General features: G+C 68.6%; 18 protein-coding genes. 9 read left to right on the top strand and 9 right to left on the bottom strand.

Annotated elements, in window-relative coordinates:
* The first annotated feature begins 8 nt into the window (after window positions 1–8).
* From EJJ38_RS00325 to EJJ38_RS00305, 5 genes are read left to right on the top strand one after another with little or no spacing between them, the layout of a single operon-like run.
* Window positions 9–776, top strand: coding sequence for an SDR family NAD(P)-dependent oxidoreductase (locus EJJ38_RS00325; RefSeq protein ID WP_127088124.1), 768 nt, complete (start codon window positions 9–11; stop codon window positions 774–776).
* Window positions 777–784: 8 nt separating this feature from the next.
* Window positions 785–1,996 (top strand): acyl-CoA dehydrogenase family protein, encoded by a 1,212-nt coding sequence (locus EJJ38_RS00320; protein WP_127088123.1) that lies wholly within the window; start codon window positions 785–787, stop codon window positions 1,994–1,996.
* A complete protein-coding gene (locus EJJ38_RS00315; protein WP_127088122.1) occupies window positions 1,993–3,003 on the top strand; it encodes a phosphotransferase family protein in 1,011 nt (336 codons plus the stop codon). Before EJJ38_RS00320 ends, EJJ38_RS00315 begins: the two co-directional genes overlap by 4 nt.
* Before the next feature lie 28 nt (window positions 3,004–3,031).
* Window positions 3,032–3,757, top strand: a complete 726-nt coding sequence (locus tag EJJ38_RS00310) for a CoA transferase subunit A (RefSeq protein WP_127088121.1) — start codon at window positions 3,032–3,034, stop codon at window positions 3,755–3,757.
* Window position 3,758: 1 nt separating this feature from the next.
* Entirely contained in the window at window positions 3,759–4,415 is a 657-nt protein-coding gene (locus EJJ38_RS00305) for a CoA transferase subunit B (RefSeq protein WP_127088120.1), read from the top strand.
* An 89-nt stretch (window positions 4,416–4,504) separates the two neighbouring features.
* Here the strand turns inward: EJJ38_RS00305 and EJJ38_RS00300 are convergent, their stop codons facing one another.
* Window positions 4,505–5,611 carry a DSD1 family PLP-dependent enzyme gene (locus tag EJJ38_RS00300; RefSeq protein WP_127088119.1) on the bottom strand — a complete coding sequence of 369 codons (1,107 nt, stop codon included), beginning with the start codon at window positions 5,609–5,611 and terminating at the stop codon, window positions 4,505–4,507.
* 98 nt (window positions 5,612–5,709) lie between these two features.
* Window positions 5,710–5,961 carry a GlsB/YeaQ/YmgE family stress response membrane protein gene (locus EJJ38_RS00295; protein WP_127088118.1) on the bottom strand — a complete coding sequence of 84 codons (252 nt, stop codon included), beginning with the start codon at window positions 5,959–5,961 and terminating at the stop codon, window positions 5,710–5,712.
* Window positions 5,962–6,142: 181 nt separating this feature from the next.
* Between EJJ38_RS00295 and EJJ38_RS00290 the strand changes: the two genes are divergently transcribed.
* Complete coding sequence (locus EJJ38_RS00290; protein ID WP_127088117.1) at window positions 6,143–7,129, top strand: MDR family oxidoreductase; 987 nt, start codon at window positions 6,143–6,145, stop codon at window positions 7,127–7,129.
* 69 nt (window positions 7,130–7,198) lie between these two features.
* Here EJJ38_RS00290 and pstB read toward each other — a convergent pair whose 3' ends face one another.
* Complete coding sequence (gene pstB, locus EJJ38_RS00285) at window positions 7,199–8,014, bottom strand: phosphate ABC transporter ATP-binding protein PstB (RefSeq protein WP_127088116.1); 816 nt, start codon at window positions 8,012–8,014, stop codon at window positions 7,199–7,201.
* 216 nt (window positions 8,015–8,230) lie between these two features.
* Here pstB and EJJ38_RS00280 point away from each other — a divergent pair, with 216 nt between their 5' ends.
* Window positions 8,231–9,247, top strand: a complete 1,017-nt coding sequence (locus EJJ38_RS00280; RefSeq protein ID WP_127088115.1) for a YeiH family protein — start codon at window positions 8,231–8,233, stop codon at window positions 9,245–9,247.
* A gap of 160 nt (window positions 9,248–9,407) precedes the next feature.
* A complete protein-coding gene (locus EJJ38_RS00275; RefSeq protein WP_127088114.1) occupies window positions 9,408–10,298 on the top strand; it encodes a LysR substrate-binding domain-containing protein in 891 nt (296 codons plus the stop codon).
* A gap of 20 nt (window positions 10,299–10,318) precedes the next feature.
* Here the strand turns inward: EJJ38_RS00275 and EJJ38_RS00270 are convergent, their stop codons facing one another.
* The 4 genes from EJJ38_RS00270 to EJJ38_RS00260 all read right to left on the bottom strand — a co-directional run bounded on the left by EJJ38_RS00270 (window position 10,319) and on the right by EJJ38_RS00260 (window position 13,930).
* On the bottom strand, window positions 10,319–11,365 hold the full coding sequence (locus EJJ38_RS00270; protein ID WP_127088113.1) for an AI-2E family transporter: 1,047 nt from the start codon (window positions 11,363–11,365) through the stop codon (window positions 10,319–10,321).
* Between the two features lie 93 nt (window positions 11,366–11,458).
* Complete coding sequence (locus EJJ38_RS00265; RefSeq protein WP_127088112.1) at window positions 11,459–13,291, bottom strand: carbamoyltransferase family protein; 1,833 nt, start codon at window positions 13,289–13,291, stop codon at window positions 11,459–11,461.
* An 11-nt stretch (window positions 13,292–13,302) separates the two neighbouring features.
* Window positions 13,303–13,452 carry a DUF5989 family protein gene (locus EJJ38_RS20220; RefSeq protein ID WP_164738352.1) on the bottom strand — a complete coding sequence of 50 codons (150 nt, stop codon included), beginning with the start codon at window positions 13,450–13,452 and terminating at the stop codon, window positions 13,303–13,305.
* Between the two features lie 22 nt (window positions 13,453–13,474).
* Window positions 13,475–13,930 carry a hypothetical protein gene (locus tag EJJ38_RS00260; protein WP_245454039.1) on the bottom strand — a complete coding sequence of 152 codons (456 nt, stop codon included), beginning with the start codon at window positions 13,928–13,930 and terminating at the stop codon, window positions 13,475–13,477.
* Between the two features lie 165 nt (window positions 13,931–14,095).
* Between EJJ38_RS00260 and lhpI the strand changes: the two genes are divergently transcribed.
* A complete protein-coding gene (lhpI, locus tag EJJ38_RS00255) occupies window positions 14,096–15,043 on the top strand; it encodes a bifunctional Delta(1)-pyrroline-2-carboxylate/Delta(1)-piperideine-2-carboxylate reductase (protein ID WP_127088111.1) in 948 nt (315 codons plus the stop codon).
* Window positions 15,044–15,048: 5 nt separating this feature from the next.
* On the opposite strand, the gene EJJ38_RS00250 is transcribed toward lhpI, so the two are convergent.
* Window positions 15,049–15,780, bottom strand: coding sequence for a 3-deoxy-manno-octulosonate cytidylyltransferase (locus tag EJJ38_RS00250; RefSeq protein ID WP_127088110.1), 732 nt, complete (start codon window positions 15,778–15,780; stop codon window positions 15,049–15,051).
* Window positions 15,777–16,628, bottom strand: coding sequence for a 3-deoxy-8-phosphooctulonate synthase (kdsA, locus tag EJJ38_RS00245; protein WP_245454038.1), 852 nt, complete (start codon window positions 16,626–16,628; stop codon window positions 15,777–15,779). Before kdsA ends, EJJ38_RS00250 begins: the two co-directional genes overlap by 4 nt.
* Between the last annotated feature and the right edge of the window lie 10 nt (window positions 16,629–16,638).

Raw genomic sequence — 16,638 nt, 5'->3', positions numbered from 1 at the left:
GCCGCCATATGAGCTTTCACGCATCCCTCGACGGACGCACGGTGCTGGTCACCGGCGCCTCCCAGGGCCTCGGCGCCCATTTCGCGCAGGTGCTCGCCGCCGCCGGGGCGAAGGTCGCCGTGGCGGCCCGCAAGCGCGCGGATTGCGAGGCGCTCGCCGCGCGCATCACCGCCGAGGGCGGCGCGGCGCTGGCCGTCACCCTGGACGTGACCGACCGTCTTTCTGCGGAAGCGGCGGTGGACAGCGTCGCCCAGACCTTCGGGCGGCTGGACGTGCTCGTGAACAATGCGGGCGTCACCTCCACCACCGGCCTCCTCGACGAGGAGGAAGCGGTGTGGGACCGCATCATGGACACCAACCTGAAGGGCGCCTTCCTCATGGGCCAGGCCGCCGCCCGCGCCATGGCGGCCGACAAGCAGGGCGGCGCCATCGTGAACGTGGCCTCCATTCTCGGCCATCGCGTGGCCGGGCAGGTGGCGGCCTATTGCGCCTCCAAGGCGGGGCTGGTGCAGCTCACCAAGTCCATGGCCCTGGAATGGGCGCGCCACAAGGTGCGGGCAAACGCGCTGTGCCCCGGCTATGTGGAAACCGACCTCAACCGCGACTTCTTCGCGAGCGATGCGGGCGCGGCGCTGGTGAAGCGCATCCCTTATCGCCGCCTTGGCCAGATGAGCGACCTCAACGGTCCCCTCCTGTTCCTGTGCTCCGACGCCTCCGCCTATGTCACCGGCACCTCGCTGGTGGTGGATGGCGGCCATCTCGTCTCTTCCCTCTGAGGCTTCCCATGGACTTCACCATCTCCCCGGCGCTGGAAGACCTGCGCAGCCGCATCGCGGATTTCGTGGACCGCGAGATCATTCCCCTGGAGGCGGACCCCGCCGCCTATGACGCCCACGAGAACATCGAGACCGGTCTCCTGCGCCAGATGCGCGCCAAGGCGCGCGCGGCGGGCCTCTGGTGCCTCCAGCTTCCCCCGGAGAGCGGCGGCCTCGGCATCGGGCGCATGGGCATGGCGGTCTGCTACGAGGAGATGAACCGCTCCATCTTCGGGCCGGTGGTGTTCAATTCCGCCGCCCCCGACGACGGCAACATGATGTTGCTGGACAAGGTGGCGACGCCGGACCAGAAGGCGCGCTGGCTCGTCCCCATCGTCAATGGCGACGTGCGCTCGGTGTTCGCCATGACCGAGCCCCATCCCGGCAGCGGCTCCGACCCCTCCATGATGCGCACCCGCGCCGAGAAGCAGCCGGACGGGTCGTACCGCATCTACGGCCACAAATGGTTCATCACCGGCGCGGAGGAGGCGGCGCACTTCATCCTCATGGCGCGCACGTCCGATGACCCGCGCAAGGGGCTGACCGCCTTCCTGTTCCACCGCGACCAGCCCGGCTGGCGCATCATCCGCCGCATCCCCATCATGGGGCCGGAGGAGCATGGCGGCCATTGCGAGCTGGAGTTTGACGGCCTCACCATCGCCCCGCAGGACGTGCTGATGCAGGAAGGCGACGGCCTGAAGGCCACGCAGATCCGCCTCGGCCCGGCGCGCCTCACCCATTGCATGCGCTGGCTGGGCCTCGCCAAGCGGTCCATGGAGATCGCCCGCGCCTATGCGGATGTGCGCGAAGGCTTCGGCGTGCGCCTCGCGGACCGGGAGAGCGTGCAGTTGAAGTTCGGCCAGACGGCCATGAATATCGAGATCGGCCGCCTGCTGGTGATGAAGGCCGCCTTCGCCCTCGACCGGGGCAGCCGGGCGCGCAAGGAAATCTCCATGGCCAAGATCCAGGCCGCCAACACGCTTCACCAAGCGGTGGACATGGCCATCCAGATCAACGGCGCGCGGGGCTATTCCAAGGACACGGTCCTGGAATGGATCTACCGCTATGCCCGCCAGGCCCGCCTCGTGGACGGCGCCGACGAGGTGCACCAGATGGTGCTGAACCGCTTCCTCTCGGAAGAGGGGAATTCCTTCTGGCGCTGGCCGGTGGCCCCGTCATGAGCGACGCACCGACCGGCTTCGACACCGCGCGCCTGGACGCCTTCCTGCGCGGGGCCATTCCCGGCCTCGACGGCACGCCGCGCTTCGCCGCCATTGCGGGCGGGCAGTCCAACCCCACCTTCTTCGTCACCTACGACAATCGCGCCTTGGTGCTGCGCAAGCAGCCCCCGGGCCCGCTCCTGCCCTCCGCCCATGCGGTGGACCGGGAGCATCGCATCATCTCCGCGCTGGCGGGCACGGGCGTGCCGGTTCCCGCGGCGCTGCTCTATTGCGACGACCGCGGCGTGGTGGGCACGCCCTTCTATGTGATGGACAAGGTGGAGGGGCGCGTCTTCCACGACTGCACCCTCCCCGGCGTCGCCCCGGCGGACCGGCACGCCATGTATCTGGACATGGCCCGCACCCTCGCCGCGCTCCACAATGTGGATGTGGCGGCGGCCGGGCTTTCGGACTATGGCCGGCCCGGCAATTACTTCGCCCGGCAGGTGAGCCGGTGGAGCCGCCAATGGGCGGAGATCCGCACCCGTGAGGACGCCAATATCGAGCGCCTCATTTCCTGGTTGCCGGAAAATATTCCTGACGACGACGTCACCGCCATCGTCCATGGCGACTACCGCATCGGCAACCTCATGTTCCACCCCACCGAGCCCCGGGTGGTGGCGGTGCTGGACTGGGAATTGTCCACGCTGGGCCATCCGCTGGCGGACCTCGCCCACAGCGCCATGGCCTGGGTCTCCACCCCGGACGAGTATGGCGGCATCGCCGGCATCGACCTCGCCGCCCTCGAAATTCCCTCGCGCGAGACGTATGTAACGGCCTATGATGATGCGGTGCGTCACGGAGCGCGGATGAGGCCGTTCCACATGGCCTTTGCCCTGTTCCGCTGGTCCATGATCTTCGAGGGCATTGCGGCGCGCGCCAAGGCCGGCACCGCCTCCTCGGAGAATGCGGGCGAGACGGGGCGCCTTGCGGCAGCCTTCGCAAAACGCGCGGTCGAACTGATCTGAGGACGAGACATCAAGGGAGGACGCGCTCATGCGCGACAAGGTCCGGACGGACGCGAAAAGCGCCCTTCAGGGGGCGCTCAAGGACGGAATGGTGATCATGGCCGGCGGGTTCGGCCTGTGCGGCATTCCCGAGCACATCATTGCCGCCATCAAGGAAGCGGGCGTGAAGGATCTCACCTTCATCTCCAATAATTGCGGCGTGGACGATTTCGGCCTCGGCATCCTCCTGGCCAATGGCCAGGTGAAGAAGATGATCTCGTCCTATGTGGGCGAGAACAAGCTGTTCGAGCGCCTCTATCTGGACGGCAAGCTGGAGCTGGAGCTGAACCCGCAGGGCACCCTGGCCGAGCGCATCCGCGCCGGCGGGGCTGGCATCGGCGGCTTCTACACCAAGACCGGCGTCGGCACCGTGGTGGCCGAGGGCAAGCCCACCCGCGAGTTCGACGGCCACACTTATGTGCTGGAGACCGGCCTCACCGCCGACCTCTCCATCATCAAGGCGTGGAAGGGCGACCGCGAGGGCAACCTGATCTATCGGAAGACCGCGCGGAACTTCAATCCCATGATGGCCACCGCCGGTCGCCTCGTGGTGGCCGAGGTGGAGGAACTGGTGGAAACCGGCGCGCTCGACGCGGATTCCATCCACACGCCCGGCCTCTATGTGGACCGCCTGTTCGTGGGCGATCATTTCGAGAAGCGGATTGAAAAAGTCATCACACGCCCCCGCGAAGGGGTGACCGAGGGAGCGCGCTGACATGGCCTGGACCCGTGAAGAAATGGCGGCCCGCGCCGCCCGCCAGATCGAGGACGGCTTTTACGTCAATCTCGGCATCGGCATCCCCACTCTGGTGGCCAACGCCTTGCCCCCCGGCATGGATGTGAGCTTCCAGAGCGAGAACGGCATGCTGGGCATCGGCCCCTTCCCCTATGAGGGCGAAGAGGATCCCGACCTCATCAATGCCGGCAAGCAGACCATCACCGAGATCCCCTCCACCTCCTACTTCTCCAGCGCCGATGCGTTCGCCATGATCCGCGGCGGGCACATGGATCTCTCGATCCTGGGCTCCATGCAGGTGTCGGAGACCGGCGACATCGCCAACTGGACGGTGCCCGGCAAGATGCTGAAGGGCATGGGCGGAGCCATGGATCTGGTGGCCGGCGCCCGCAAGGTGATCGTGCTCATGGAGCATGTGGAACGCTCCGGCGCCTCCAAGCTCCTGAAGGAATGCACCCTGCCCCTCACCGGCACCAAGGTGGTGGACATGGTCATCACCGATCTGGCGGTGTTCGAGTTCCCGAAGCGCGGCGGCCCGCTCCGCCTCATCGAGCTGGCGCCGGGCGTCACGCTGGACGAGGTGAAGGCCAAGACCGAAGCGGCCTTCGAAGTGGCCCTGGAAGCCAAGGCGGCCTGATCGCCGCTTCCGCAGCCTGAGATCAGAGCCGGGGCGTTTCCTGCAAACGCCCCGGCTTTTTCGTGTCCTGGGCTTCCCCCGGAAATGCTTTACAGCCCTGCGCCCCGCGCGGTGATGGGCCAGAGGGTCTCCACCCGCCCGTCGCGCACGCCCACGAACCAGTCGTGGAGATTGACCGTGGGGTCCACATGGCCGGGCAAGAGGATGACCCGGTCGCCCACCGCCAGCGGCGCGCGCTCCGGCTGGCGCAGAACGGTGTGCTCGTCCGACATGCCGAGCACCTCGGTCGCGGGCGAGACCGGCACCGGAAGGCCGCTATCCACCGCCGCGCCCTTATAGCCCACGTCCAGAACCGCCTGCCCCGGCACGGCGGTGCTGATGACCGTGGCGTGCAGGGTCAAGGCATGGGCGAAGACCGGGCCGTCAAAGGCGTTGCGGGCATAATCCGCATCCATGAGCGCGTAGGAGCCCGGCTGTAGCTCCGTATAGATGCCCGACGTCATTTCCAGCGCGAAGGTGCCCGTGCCCGCGCCGGTCACGATGGGGCAGGCGATCCCGGTACCTTCCAGCATGGACTTGGCGATGCGCGCCCGCTCCACCGCATGGCCGATGGCCGTGCGCCGGTCCTGCGGCGCGCGCAGGTGCTGGGCCTTGCCCTGATAGGCCTGGAGCCCGGCGAAGGAGAGGCCCGGCACGGCGTCGATGGCACGGGCGAGGTCCACCAGTTGCGGCCCCACCGGCATGCCGCACCGGCCCTGCCCCACATCGATCTCGATGAGGATATCCAGCCGCCCCTCATGGCCCGCCCTCGCCTGCGCGAGGCGCGCCACATGGGCGGGACCGTCCACGCACAGGCCGATGCGGGCCGTGCGGCTCAGATCGGCGAGGCGGCGCAGCTTGCGCGGGTCCGCCACCTCATTGGTCAGCAGCACATCGGGAATGCCCGCCGCCACGAACACTTCCGCCTCGCTCACCTTCTGGCAGCACACACCGATCGCTCCGGATGCCATCTGGCGCAGGGCGATATCGGGGCATTTGTGCGCCTTGGCATGGGGCCGCAGGCGCACACCGGACCCCCCGACGGCATCGGCCATGGTGGCGAGGTTGCGCTCGAACAGATCGAGGTCGATCACCAGAGCCGGCGTCTCGATCTCGGACACCGGCGCGCCGAGTTCGGCGGGAGGACGGGGCGGCATGAAAGGTCTCGCGTCAGGGGCGATCCCACATTAGAGGGTTTCCCCCCGGAGCGGGACACCCTTCACGCCACCGAGACCGAAGAGCCCGCGCGCCGATCTCACATGCGCCGGGCGAGCTGGCCCCAGGCGACGAGGACGATGAGGGCGCCCACGATGGCGCCGATGAACCCCGCGCTCTCGCCCGCATGGTACCAGCCGATGGCCTGGCCGAGATAGGTGGCCACCAGCGCGCCGACGATGCCGAGCACCGTGGTCAGGATGAAGCCGCGCGGCTCATTGGCGCCGGAATAGAAGAACTTGGCGACCAGCCCGACGACGAAGCCGATAATGATGGTCCAGATGATACCCATGATGACCCTCCGCGATATAGCCTAGCAGAAATCGGCAAAGCCCGCGCTTGGTTCCAATCCTGCACCGACTGCGCGATGGCCGCATGACGCGCGATTGTCAGCCCGCCCGCTTTCGGCTTCAGTGCCGGCAAGAACCGCACGCGGCCGGACAACCGGCACGGCGAAAGGGAGCAACCGGACCATGAGCAGCGACACCTTCCGGGCCATCATGGCGCGCAAGAGCGAGGCGGGACAGACGGTGGCGCTGGAGGCCATCACGCTGGCGGACCTGCCGGACGGGGATGTCACCCTCGACGTGGAATATTCCTCCCTGAACTACAAGGACGGCCTCGCGCTGAAGGGCCTGGGCCGCATCCTGCGCACCTTCCCCATGGTGCCGGGCGTCGATCTCGCGGGCACCGTGCGGGCCAGCGCGAACCCCGGCTTCGCGGCGGGCGACACGGTGGTGCTCACAGGCTGGGGCGTGGGCGAGCATTGGTCCGGCGGTTTTTCGGAACGCGCCCGGGTGAAGGGCGAATGGCTCGTGAAGCTGCCGCCGAACCTCTCCGCCCGCGAAGCCATGGTCCTGGGCACCGCCGGCTTCACGGCCATGCTGTGCGTGGAGGCGCTGGAGCGGCACGGACTGGCCGCGGGCGCACCCGTGCTCGTGACGGGCGCCGCAGGCGGCGTGGGCAGCGTGGCGGTGCGCCTGCTCTCCCGGCTCGGCTATGAGGTGAGCGCGCTTACCGGCCGCCCCGCCGAGGCGGACTATCTGAAGGCGCTGGGCGCCGCGCACATCGTCGATCGCGCCACTTATGCCGTGCCGGGCAAGCCGCTCCAGAGCGAGACCTGGGCGGGCGCGGTGGACACGGTGGGCGGCGGCGTGCTCGCCAATGTGCTCGCGGCCACCGCCTATGGCGGCGCGGTGGCGGCCTGCGGCCTTGCGGGCGGCAGCGACCTGCCCACCACGGTCTTCCCGTTCATCCTGCGCGGCGTGGCGCTGCTGGGCGTGGAATCGGTGGCCTATCCCACCGTGCGCCGCGCCGCCGTCTGGGCGCGCCTGGGCGATCTTCTGACCCCCGAGGACTTCGCCCACATGACCCGCGAAGTGCGGCTGGAGGACGTGATCGGCCTCGCCGATCCCATCCTGAAGGGCGAGGTGCGCGGGCGAACCGTGATCGCGCTTTAAAGCGTCTCCGAGCGAAGCGTGAAGCGGTTCGCGTGAAGGAAACGCGGAAAGACAAAGAGATAGCGGCGCTCAGCCGAACCGGCCGGTGACGTAGCGCAGGGTGCGCTCGTCCTTCGGGTTGGTGAACAGGTCGTCGGTGGGGCCGAACTCCACCAGTCGGCCCAGATACATGAAGCCGGTGAAGTCGGAGACCCGCGCCGCCTGCTGCATGTTGTGGGTGACGATGACGAGCGTGTGGTCGGCCTTCAGCTCGTCCATGGTCTCCTCGATCCTGGCCGTGGAGAGCGGATCGAGCGCGGAGCAGGGCTCGTCCAGCAGGATGACTTCGGGCCGCACCGCCAGCGTGCGGGCGATGCATAGGCGCTGCTGCTGGCCGCCCGAGAGGCCGAGCCCGCTGCGAGGGAGGATGTCCTTCACCTCATCCCACAAGGCCGCGCGACGCAGCGCCCATTCCACCCGCTCCTTCAGCGCCGCCGGGCGCAATTCCTCATTGAGGCGCACGCCCAGCGCCACATTGTCGAAGATGGACATGGGAAAGGGCGTCGGCTTCTGGGCGACCATGCCGATGCGGGTGCGCACCAGGATGGGGTCGAGGCCGTGGGAGAGGATATCCACCCCGTCCATGAGCACTTCGCCGGTGGCGGTCTGGTCGTGATAAAGCTCGAACATCCGGTTCAGCACCCGCAACAGGGTGGACTTCCCGCAGCCGGACGGCCCGATGAGCGCCGTGGTCCGGTTGCGGTGGATGGGCAGGCTCACCTCGAACAGCGACTGGGTGCGGCCGTAATGGTAGCTCACGGAGCGCACGAGCAGCTTCTCCGGTGCGGATATCCGGGCGGCCGGACCAGCGGATGTCGGGGTCTGGTGGGGCTGGAGGAAGGACACGGCGTGCGATCCCTTCTTCGTCGCGCCCACCCTGGCGGAGGCGGGACGGGGCGTCGTTGCGCCAGATCACGTCACCCAATCGTCACGTCTCCCGCGCCGCACGCCGCCCGCGATGAATAAGTTCGGCGGATCAAACCCATAATTAGAATTTGATGGGATTGCCCCTCTCCCGCTGGTTTCCTTGAGGCGACTGAGGATCCCGGAATTTTTCGCGCCATGGACATCGCCCACAAGCCGAGGCTTGACGCTCCCGCCGCCGCGCGGCTGAAAGCCCTCGCGCCGGGCCTCGCTCTGGCCGTGGGCGTCACGGTGCTCGCTTATGTGCTGCGCGCGGTCAGCGGCTTCACGCTGGTGAGCCCGCTGGTGCTCGGCGTGTTCATGGGCATGGCGGCCCACACCGTGTTCACGGTGCCTGCCGCCGCCAAGCCCGGCCTGAAATTCGCCGCCCGGCCCATCCTGCGCTTCGCCATCATCCTGCTGGGCCTCCAGGTCACGTTCGGCCAGGTGGCGGACGTGGGCGCGGCGGGCTTCGCGGCGGTGGCGGCGACGCTGCTCCTCATCTTCTTCGCCACCAAGTGGATCGGCCGCCTCATGGGCGTCGAGCGCGGCCTCACCGAGCTGATCGCCGCCGGCACCGCCGTGTGCGGCGCCTCGGCCATCGTCGCCACCAATACGGTGACGCGGGGCACCGACGAGGACGTGGCCTATGCCATGGCCTGCGTCACCCTGTTCGGCTCGGTGGCCATGTTCGTCTACCCGCTGCTCATGCCGCTCCTGGGCCTCAGCGGCCACGCCTACGGGCTGTGGACCGGCGCCTCGGTGCATGAGGTGGCGCAGGTGGTGGCCGCCGCCTTCCAGGGCGGCCAGGAAGCGGGCGAAGTGGGCACCATCGCCAAGCTCACCCGCGTGATGCTGCTGGCGCCCCTGGTTCTGTCGCTGGCCTTCCTCGCCCGCCGCCGGGAGGCTTCGACGGATGCGTCCGCCCCCGTGCCGTGGTTCGTGTTCGCCTTTATCGGCGTGATCGGCATCAACAGCCTGGGCATCCTGCCCGCCGAGACCAAGGCCATCGCGGCGCCCGTCACCACCTTCCTGCTGGCGGTGGCCCTCTCGGCCATCGGCCTGGACAGCGACCTGCGCAAGCTGAAGGCCAAGGGCCTCAAGCCCCTCGCCTTGGGCGGCGCGGCGACCCTTGTGGCGGCGGTGGGCGGCTACGGGCTGGTCAGCCTCGTCTGATACCAAAAGCCCGCGCGGCGCCTGAGCGAAACCCGCTTGGCTCCGGTCTTTGACCGGAGCCGTTGGTGTGTTCCACCCAAAACGGCCCGCGCCTTCTAATCTCCGACGGTTCGCTGTAGAACCGATGCCGGCTCCGCGATCCGGGGCGGCAGGGATTGCGATGACCTTCGAGCAATTGCGCGTCTTCGTGGAAGTGGCCGCGCAGCTTCACATGACGCGCGCCGCCGAGCGGCTCAACATGACCCAGCCTGCGGTCAGCGCCTCGGTGGCCGCGCTTGAGGCGGGCTGCGGCACCCATCTGTTCCATCGCGTCGGCCGCCGCATCGAATTGACCGAGGCGGGGCAGGTCTTCCTGGTCGAGGCGCAGGCCATCCTGGAGCGCGTGTCGCGCGCCGAGGCGGTGCTGAACGACATTTCCGGCCTGCGCCGGGGCAGCCTCTCGGTCCATGCCAGCCAGACCATCGCCAATTACTGGCTGGGCCCGCGCCTTGCCCGCTACCGGCTCCTGCATCCCGGCATCGCCATCAAGGTGGAGATCGGCAATACGGCGGAGGGCGTGGCGGCGCTGCTGGACGGACAGGCGGATCTCGCCTTCGTGGAAGGGGGCGTGAGCGAAGCCCCCCTCGTGCGGCTCGCCGTGCCCGGCGACCGGCTGGTGCTGGTGGTGGGCCGCGACCATCCCTGGGCGGGTCGCGCGGACCTCGCCCCGGCAGACCTCCTCGCCACGGACTGGGTGCTGCGCGAGAGCGGTTCAGGCACCCGGCAGGTGTTCGAGGATGGGTGCCGCGCCTATGGGGTGGACCCCAAGGCCCTTACCGTGGCGCTGGAGTTCCCGTCCAACGAAGCCGTTCTGAGCGCCGTGGCGGCGGGCGCGGGCGCCACCGTCATCTCCGAGCTGGTGGTGGGCGCGGGGCTCGCCACGGGGCAGCTCTGCCTCGTGCCCATGGCGTTTCCCGAGCGCCCCTTCTTCATCCTGCGCCATGTGGACCGCTACCGCTCGCGGGCGGAAGAGGCCCTGCTGGAACTGATCCGCGGCGACCGGAAGGGCTGACTGCCCCCGGCCCTTCGGCGTCAGGTCTCCGCCGCCGGGGTTTCCGGTGGATCGCGCCCCGACAGCAGGTCCGCCACCCAGCGGGCGGACGTGCTGCGGGCGCAGACCGTGAGGGTGGCGATGAGGATGGGCACGCCGATAAAGGCCCCCTCCAGCCCCCAGAGGAAGCTGAAGAAGAACACGGCGAACAGCACCATGAAGGGCGAGACCGCCAGCGCCCGCCCCGCGATGCGCGGCTCCAGATAGCTGCCGGTGAGGAACTGGATCACGTTCAGCGACACGAACACCAGCACCGCCAGTTCCCACGAACCGGACTGCACCACTGCGAACACGGTGGGCAGGAACGTGGCGATGAACGGCCCGATGAACGGGATGTAGTTCATGGCGAAGGCGATGGCGCCCCAGGCCGTGGCCAGTTCCAGCCCCGCCGCAAGCGTGAAGCCCCAGACCACGAAGCCGGTGGCGACGCTCATGAGCGTGCGCACCAGCATGTAGGTCTGCAGCTTGCGCGCCACGTCCCCGCCGGCCGCCAGCAGGAAGTCCGCCGTCTCGCGGCGCGGCAGGCGCCCCACCTGCCGGCGCAGCACATCCACCTCAAGCAGGCCCAGCAGCACATAGACGAAGGTGATCACCAGGAAGGAGCCCAGCGTATTGAGGCGCCCGGAGATTTCCTGGATCAGGCGCAGCAGCCAGCGCACGTCGAAATGATCCGCCAGCAGGCTGGCCATGACGAAGCCGTGGCCTTCCAGGAAGGTGGTCACATTCTCATAGAGCGCCTGGAAGCGGGCCACGTTGCCGAACACCCACTGGCCCACATGGCCGAGCCCCCAGACCACGGTGGACAGCACCGAGGCCACCACCGCCAGCGTGATCAGCACCGTCAGCAGCGCGGCGGGCAAGGCGGGGATGCGGCGGGAGAACGCCACCTGCACCGGGCGCACCACCGCAATGATGAACAGCGCGAACGCCACGGGCGCCAGCAGGGCCTCGGCGAAGAAGAAGGCCGCGCAGAGGCCGAGAAAAGCCAGGATGCCAACCAGAATGCCGCTCGACCGCTCACCGGCCATGAAAACCCGCCATGAAATCCCGCGCTCCCGCTTGTCGAAGCGCCAGCTTTGGCAGGGCGCCTGCTTCACTGTCAATGCGGGAGCGCGCGCGGCTCAGTCCAGCTCGAACGCGGTCTCGTAATTGAGCTTCAGCGCGGGGTCCTGCCGCTCCTTGCGCAGCAGGCAATTGCCGACCGCGAGCACCTCGATGTCGGTGCCCATGAAGCAGCGGAAGGCGTCTTCCGGCGTGCAGACGATGGGCTCGCCGCGCACGTTGAACGAGGTGTTCACCACCAGCGGGCAGCCGGTGAGGTCGCGGAAGCGGGAGATGAGCGCGTGATAGCGGGGCGCCACGTCCGCCGTCACCGTCTGGAGCCGCGCGGAATAGTCCACATGGGTCACGGCGGGAATGTCGGAGCGCGGCACGTTCAGCTTTTCGATGCCGAACAGCGCCTCCTGCTCGGCGGTCATGGGGCGGCGGCGGCTTTCCACCACGGGCGCCACCATGAGCATGTAGGGGCTGTCGGCGTCGTATTCGAAATAATCGGCCACATGCTCGCGCAGCACGGAGGGCGCGAAGGGGCGGAAGCTCTCGCGATACTTGACCTTCAGGTTCAAGGTCTTCTGCATGGTGGGCGAGCGCGGATCGCCCAGGATGGAGCGCCCGCCCAGCGCGCGCGGCCCGAACTCCATGCGCCCCTGGAACCAGCCCACCGCCTTCTCGTCCGCCAGCGCGCGGGCGGTCTCATCAACGAGGGTGTCCTCGTCCAGCACCTCGAACACGGCGCCCGCCTCGGTCAGGCGGCGCTCGATGTCGGCCTGCGCGAAGACCGGGCCGAGATAGGCGCCGCGCATGCGGTCCTTGCCCGAGGTCCGCGGCTTGCCGTGATGGATGTGATAGGCGGCCAGCGCCGCACCCACCGCGCCGCCCGCATCGCCGGCGGCGGGCTGGACATAGATGTCGTCGAACAGGCCGAGCCGGTGCAGCACGCCGTTGGCCACGCAGTTCAGCGCCACGCCGCCCGCCATGCATAGCTTGCGCTGCCCGGTCTCCTTCTGGAGGCCGCGCGCCAGCTTCTCCACCACGATCTCGGTCACCTTCTGCACGGAGGCGGCGAGGTCCATGTGGAAGGGGGTCAGCACCTCCTTGTCCGGCCGGCGCGGAGGCGCGCCGAACAGGGCGTCGAACCGGCTGTTGGTCATGGTCAGGCCGGTGCAATAGTCGAAATAGTCGAGGTTCAGGCGGTAGGACCCGTCCTCCTTCACATCGATGAGATGGTCGAGGATGGTCTGCACGAAGCGCGGCTCGCCATAGGGCGCGAGGCCCATGACCTTGTACTCGCCGGAATTGACCTTGAAGCCGGTATAATAGGTGAAGGCCGAATAAAGCAGGCCGAGGGAGTGCGGGAAATGCACTTCCTTGAAGATGTCGAGCTGGTTGCCCTTGCCGATGGCGGCCGAGGTGGTGGCCCATTCGCCCACGCCGTCCAGCGTGAGTACCAGGGCCTCCTCGAAGGGCGAGGGAAAGAAGGCGCTGGCCGCATGGCTCAGATGGTGCTCGGTGAAGAGCAGCTTGCTGGCCTCGAACGTGCCGCCGCCCATGCCCTTCAGCTCGCCGGCCAGAAGGTCCTTCTGGAACAGCTTCTCGCGCAGCCAGAGCGGCAGGGCGATGCGGAACGAGCGGAAGCCCTTGGGCGCGAAGGCCACATAGGTTTCCAGCAGCCGCTCGAACTTGAGGAACGGCTTGTCGTAGAACACCACATGGTCGAGGTCCGACAGGCTGATGCCGCCTTCCTCAAGGCAATAGGCGATGGCGTTCTGCGGGAACCGGTCGTCGTGCTTGCGGCGGGTGAAGCGCTCTTCCTGCGCCGCGGCCACGATCTCCCCGTCCACCACCAGGGCGGCGGCACTGTCGTGATAAAGCGCGGAAAGACCGAGAATGCGCACCGCCGCCCCCCTCAGAACAAGGTGTAGATGAAGGGCGCGACGGCCGAGCCCTTGGCCAGGATGAGCAGCCCGCCCAGCAGCGCCATCACCACAAGCATGGGCAGAAGCCAGAACTTCTTGCGGACGCGGAGGAATTCCCAGAGTTCAGAGACAAAGCCCATGGGGGCACCTCGATCGATCGGGTTAGAACTGGCGCGTCATGCTTTCCGGCGCGGGGCCGGGCGGATCGCGCGCGATCCAATAGGTGGCGGCGGCGGGGTCGCGCTTCAGGGGAATCGGGCGCTTTCCAAACAGCCGCATGAGCAGGCCCGTGGGCACCACGGCGCCGTAGAAGATGACCGCCATGACGATGGGGTTCACCACCTTGTGCAGCAGCAGGCCCAGCTTGAACCACAGGATGTTCAGGCGGTGCAGCGCGGTGGGGCGCACCTGGGCGACGCCCGCGAAGACCAGCGCGATGGCGAGGAGGCTGGAGGCGATGACCGGCCGCTCGTGCCAATACTGGAACACCGAGACGATGGCGAAGAAGACCGCCATGATTCGGCCGAAGGCGCGATCCGAGCTTTTCAGCTCGTCGGGATCGCGGGCAAAGCTCTCGAACGCACCCGATTTCGCACCCGGTTTGCGCGATGCTGTCATGTTGCCCTCTCACAGGGTGCGGCAGCGTCTGCGCGCCCATGGTCCGGCGGTAGCACGAGGCCGGATTGCGGGTCAATGGAAACGGCATCCAAGATGCCTTGCCCCCCTGTCACAACTGCTTAAGGTTCCCGGCGAATCGCCCGTTCCCGCCCCCCGGAGCCCGCCATGACGACCCTCTACAGCGCCGCCGATGTGGAGGCCGCCCTCGCCTATCCCCGCCTCGTGGAGGCGCTGCGGGAGGCGTTCCGCGCCGAGGGCGAGCCCATGCCGGTCCGCCAGTCCTATGACGTGGGCACGCCGGAGGCGCCGGGCCACCTGCTCTCCATGCCCGCCTGGCGGCGGGGCGAGGCCATCGGCACCAAGCTCGTCACCATCTTCCCCGCCAATGCGGCGCTGGGCCTCGGCTCGGTCTCCTCGCTCTATGTGCTGTTCGACGGGCAGACCGGCGCGGCGCAGGCCATCCTGGCCGGCGATGAACTGACCAACCGGCGCACCGGGGCGACCTCGGCGCTCGCCTCCACCTATCTCTCGCGGCCGGACAGCCGGACCCTCCTGGTGGTGGGCAACGGCCATGTGGCCTTCCACGCGGCGGAAGCCCATTGCGCGGTGCGCCCCATCACGCAGGTCCTGGTCTATGGGCGCTCGGCCGAGAAGGCCGCCGCCTTCGGGCAGAAGCTCGCCGCCCGGCTCGGACCGGAGCGGGAGGTGCGCCCCATGACCGACCTCGCCGCGGCCACGGAACAGGCGGATATCATCGCCTGCGGCACCACGTCGAAGGCGCCGCTCATCCTCGGCGCCCATGTGCGGCCGGGCACCCATGTGGACCTGGTGGGGGCCTTCACGCCCCAGATGCGCGAGAGCGACGACGCGCTGGTGGCCAAGAGCGCCGTCTATGGCGATACGCGCGGCGGGGTTCTGGCGGAGGCGGGCGACCTGCTCCAGCCCATCACGTCCGGCGCCTGGAGCGCGGACCTGTTCCGGGGCGACCTGCACGATCTGTGCGCCGGCAAGGTGGCGGGCCGCAGGTCGGCGGAAGAGATCACCCTGTTCAAGTCGGTGGGGGCGGCCATCGAGGACCTGACCGCCGCCATGCTGGTCGTGAAGCGCGCCTGACCCGCTCAGCGGGCGGCGAGCATCGCGCGGGCCCGCGCCAGATCGTGGGGCGTGTCCACGCCGAGGGGCACTTCGCCCACTTCCATGGCGTCGATGCGCATGCCCGCCTCCAAGGCGCGAAGCTGCTCCAGCTTCTCGCGGATTTCCAGCGGGGACGGCGGCAAGGCGACGAACCGCTCCAGCGCGCTGCGCCGCCAGGCATAGAGGCCGATATGGTGGTGCAGCGGCCCCTCGCCCCAGGGCGCGGTGGCGCGGGTGAAATAGAGCGCCCGGAAGCGCCCGCCACCCAGCGGCGAGCCGACCATCTTCACCACGCTGGACGCGGTGCGCTCTTCCTCGCGGGTGATGACCGCTACCGGCGTGCCGATGGCCACGTCCGGATCCTTCAGGGGCTCGAACGTGGCGCGGATGGTGTCGGGTGCCACGGTGGGCAGGTCGCCCTGCACATTGATGATCGCATCGAAATTGCGATCGGGGTCGATGCTCTCCACCGCCTCGAAGATACGGTCGGAGCCGGAGGGATGGTCCATGCGCGTCATCACCGCCTTGCCGCCCACCGCATGGATGGCATCGGCGATGGCGGGCGTGTCGGCGGCCACATAGACCGGCGCGAGGTCCGCCTCCATGGCGCGGCGCCACACGGCGACGATCATGGGCTCGCCATTGAGGTCCAGCAGCGGCTTGTTGGGCAGGCGGGTCGCGGCGAGGCGCGAGGGAATGAGGATAACCGGCTTCACGCGGCACCCGCCAGCTGCGCCTTGCTGAGCCTGTCGAGGGCGACGAGGTCGCGCATCATGGGCTCGAACTCCTTCAGCGGCACCATGTTGGGGCCGTCCGAGGGGGCGTGGTCCGGGTCCGGATGGGTCTCGATGAACAGGCCCGCCACGCCCACGGCCACCGCCGCGCGGGAGAGCACCGGCACGAATTCGCGCTGGCCGCCGGAAGAGGTGCCCTGCCCGCCCGGCTGCTGCACGGAATGGGTGGCATCGAAGATCACGGGCGCGCCGGTGCGCGCCATGATGGGCAGGCCGCGGAAGTCGGTGACCAGCGTGTTGTAGCCGAAGGAGGTGCCGCGATCGGTGAGCAGCACGTCCGGATTGCCCGCGCCGGTGATCTTGGAGACCACGTTGGCCATGTCCCAGGGCGCCAGGAACTGGCCCTTCTTCACATTCACCACCCGCCCCGTGGCGGCGGCGGCCAGCAGCAGGTCGGTCTGGCGGCACAGGAAGGCGGGGATCTGCAGGATGTCCACCGCCTCGGCCACGGGGGCGCACTGGGCGGCGTCATGCACGTCGGTGAGCACGGGCAGGCCCAGGCTCTCGCGGATCTCGGCGAAGATGGGCAGCGACTTGTCCAGGCCCAGGCCCCGCTGGGCCCCGGCGCTGGTGCGGTTCGCCTTGTCGAAGGAGGTCTTGTAGACGAGGCCGAAGCCGACGCGCGCCGCGATCTCCTTCAGCGCGGACGCCACTTCCAGCGCATGGGCCCGGCTTTCGAGCTGGCAGGGGCCGGCGATCACCGCGATGGGGAGCTGGTTGCCGAAGCGGACATTGCCGGCGGAAACCACGGAATGGGGCGAAGGGGTCAAGGGATCGGAC

Origin of the sequence: Aquabacter cavernae, assembly GCF_003993795.1 — a bacterium.
Taxonomy (GTDB): Bacteria; Pseudomonadota; Alphaproteobacteria; order Rhizobiales; family Xanthobacteraceae; genus Aquabacter; species Aquabacter cavernae.
This window is presented reverse-complemented; position numbering and strand designations above follow the sequence as displayed.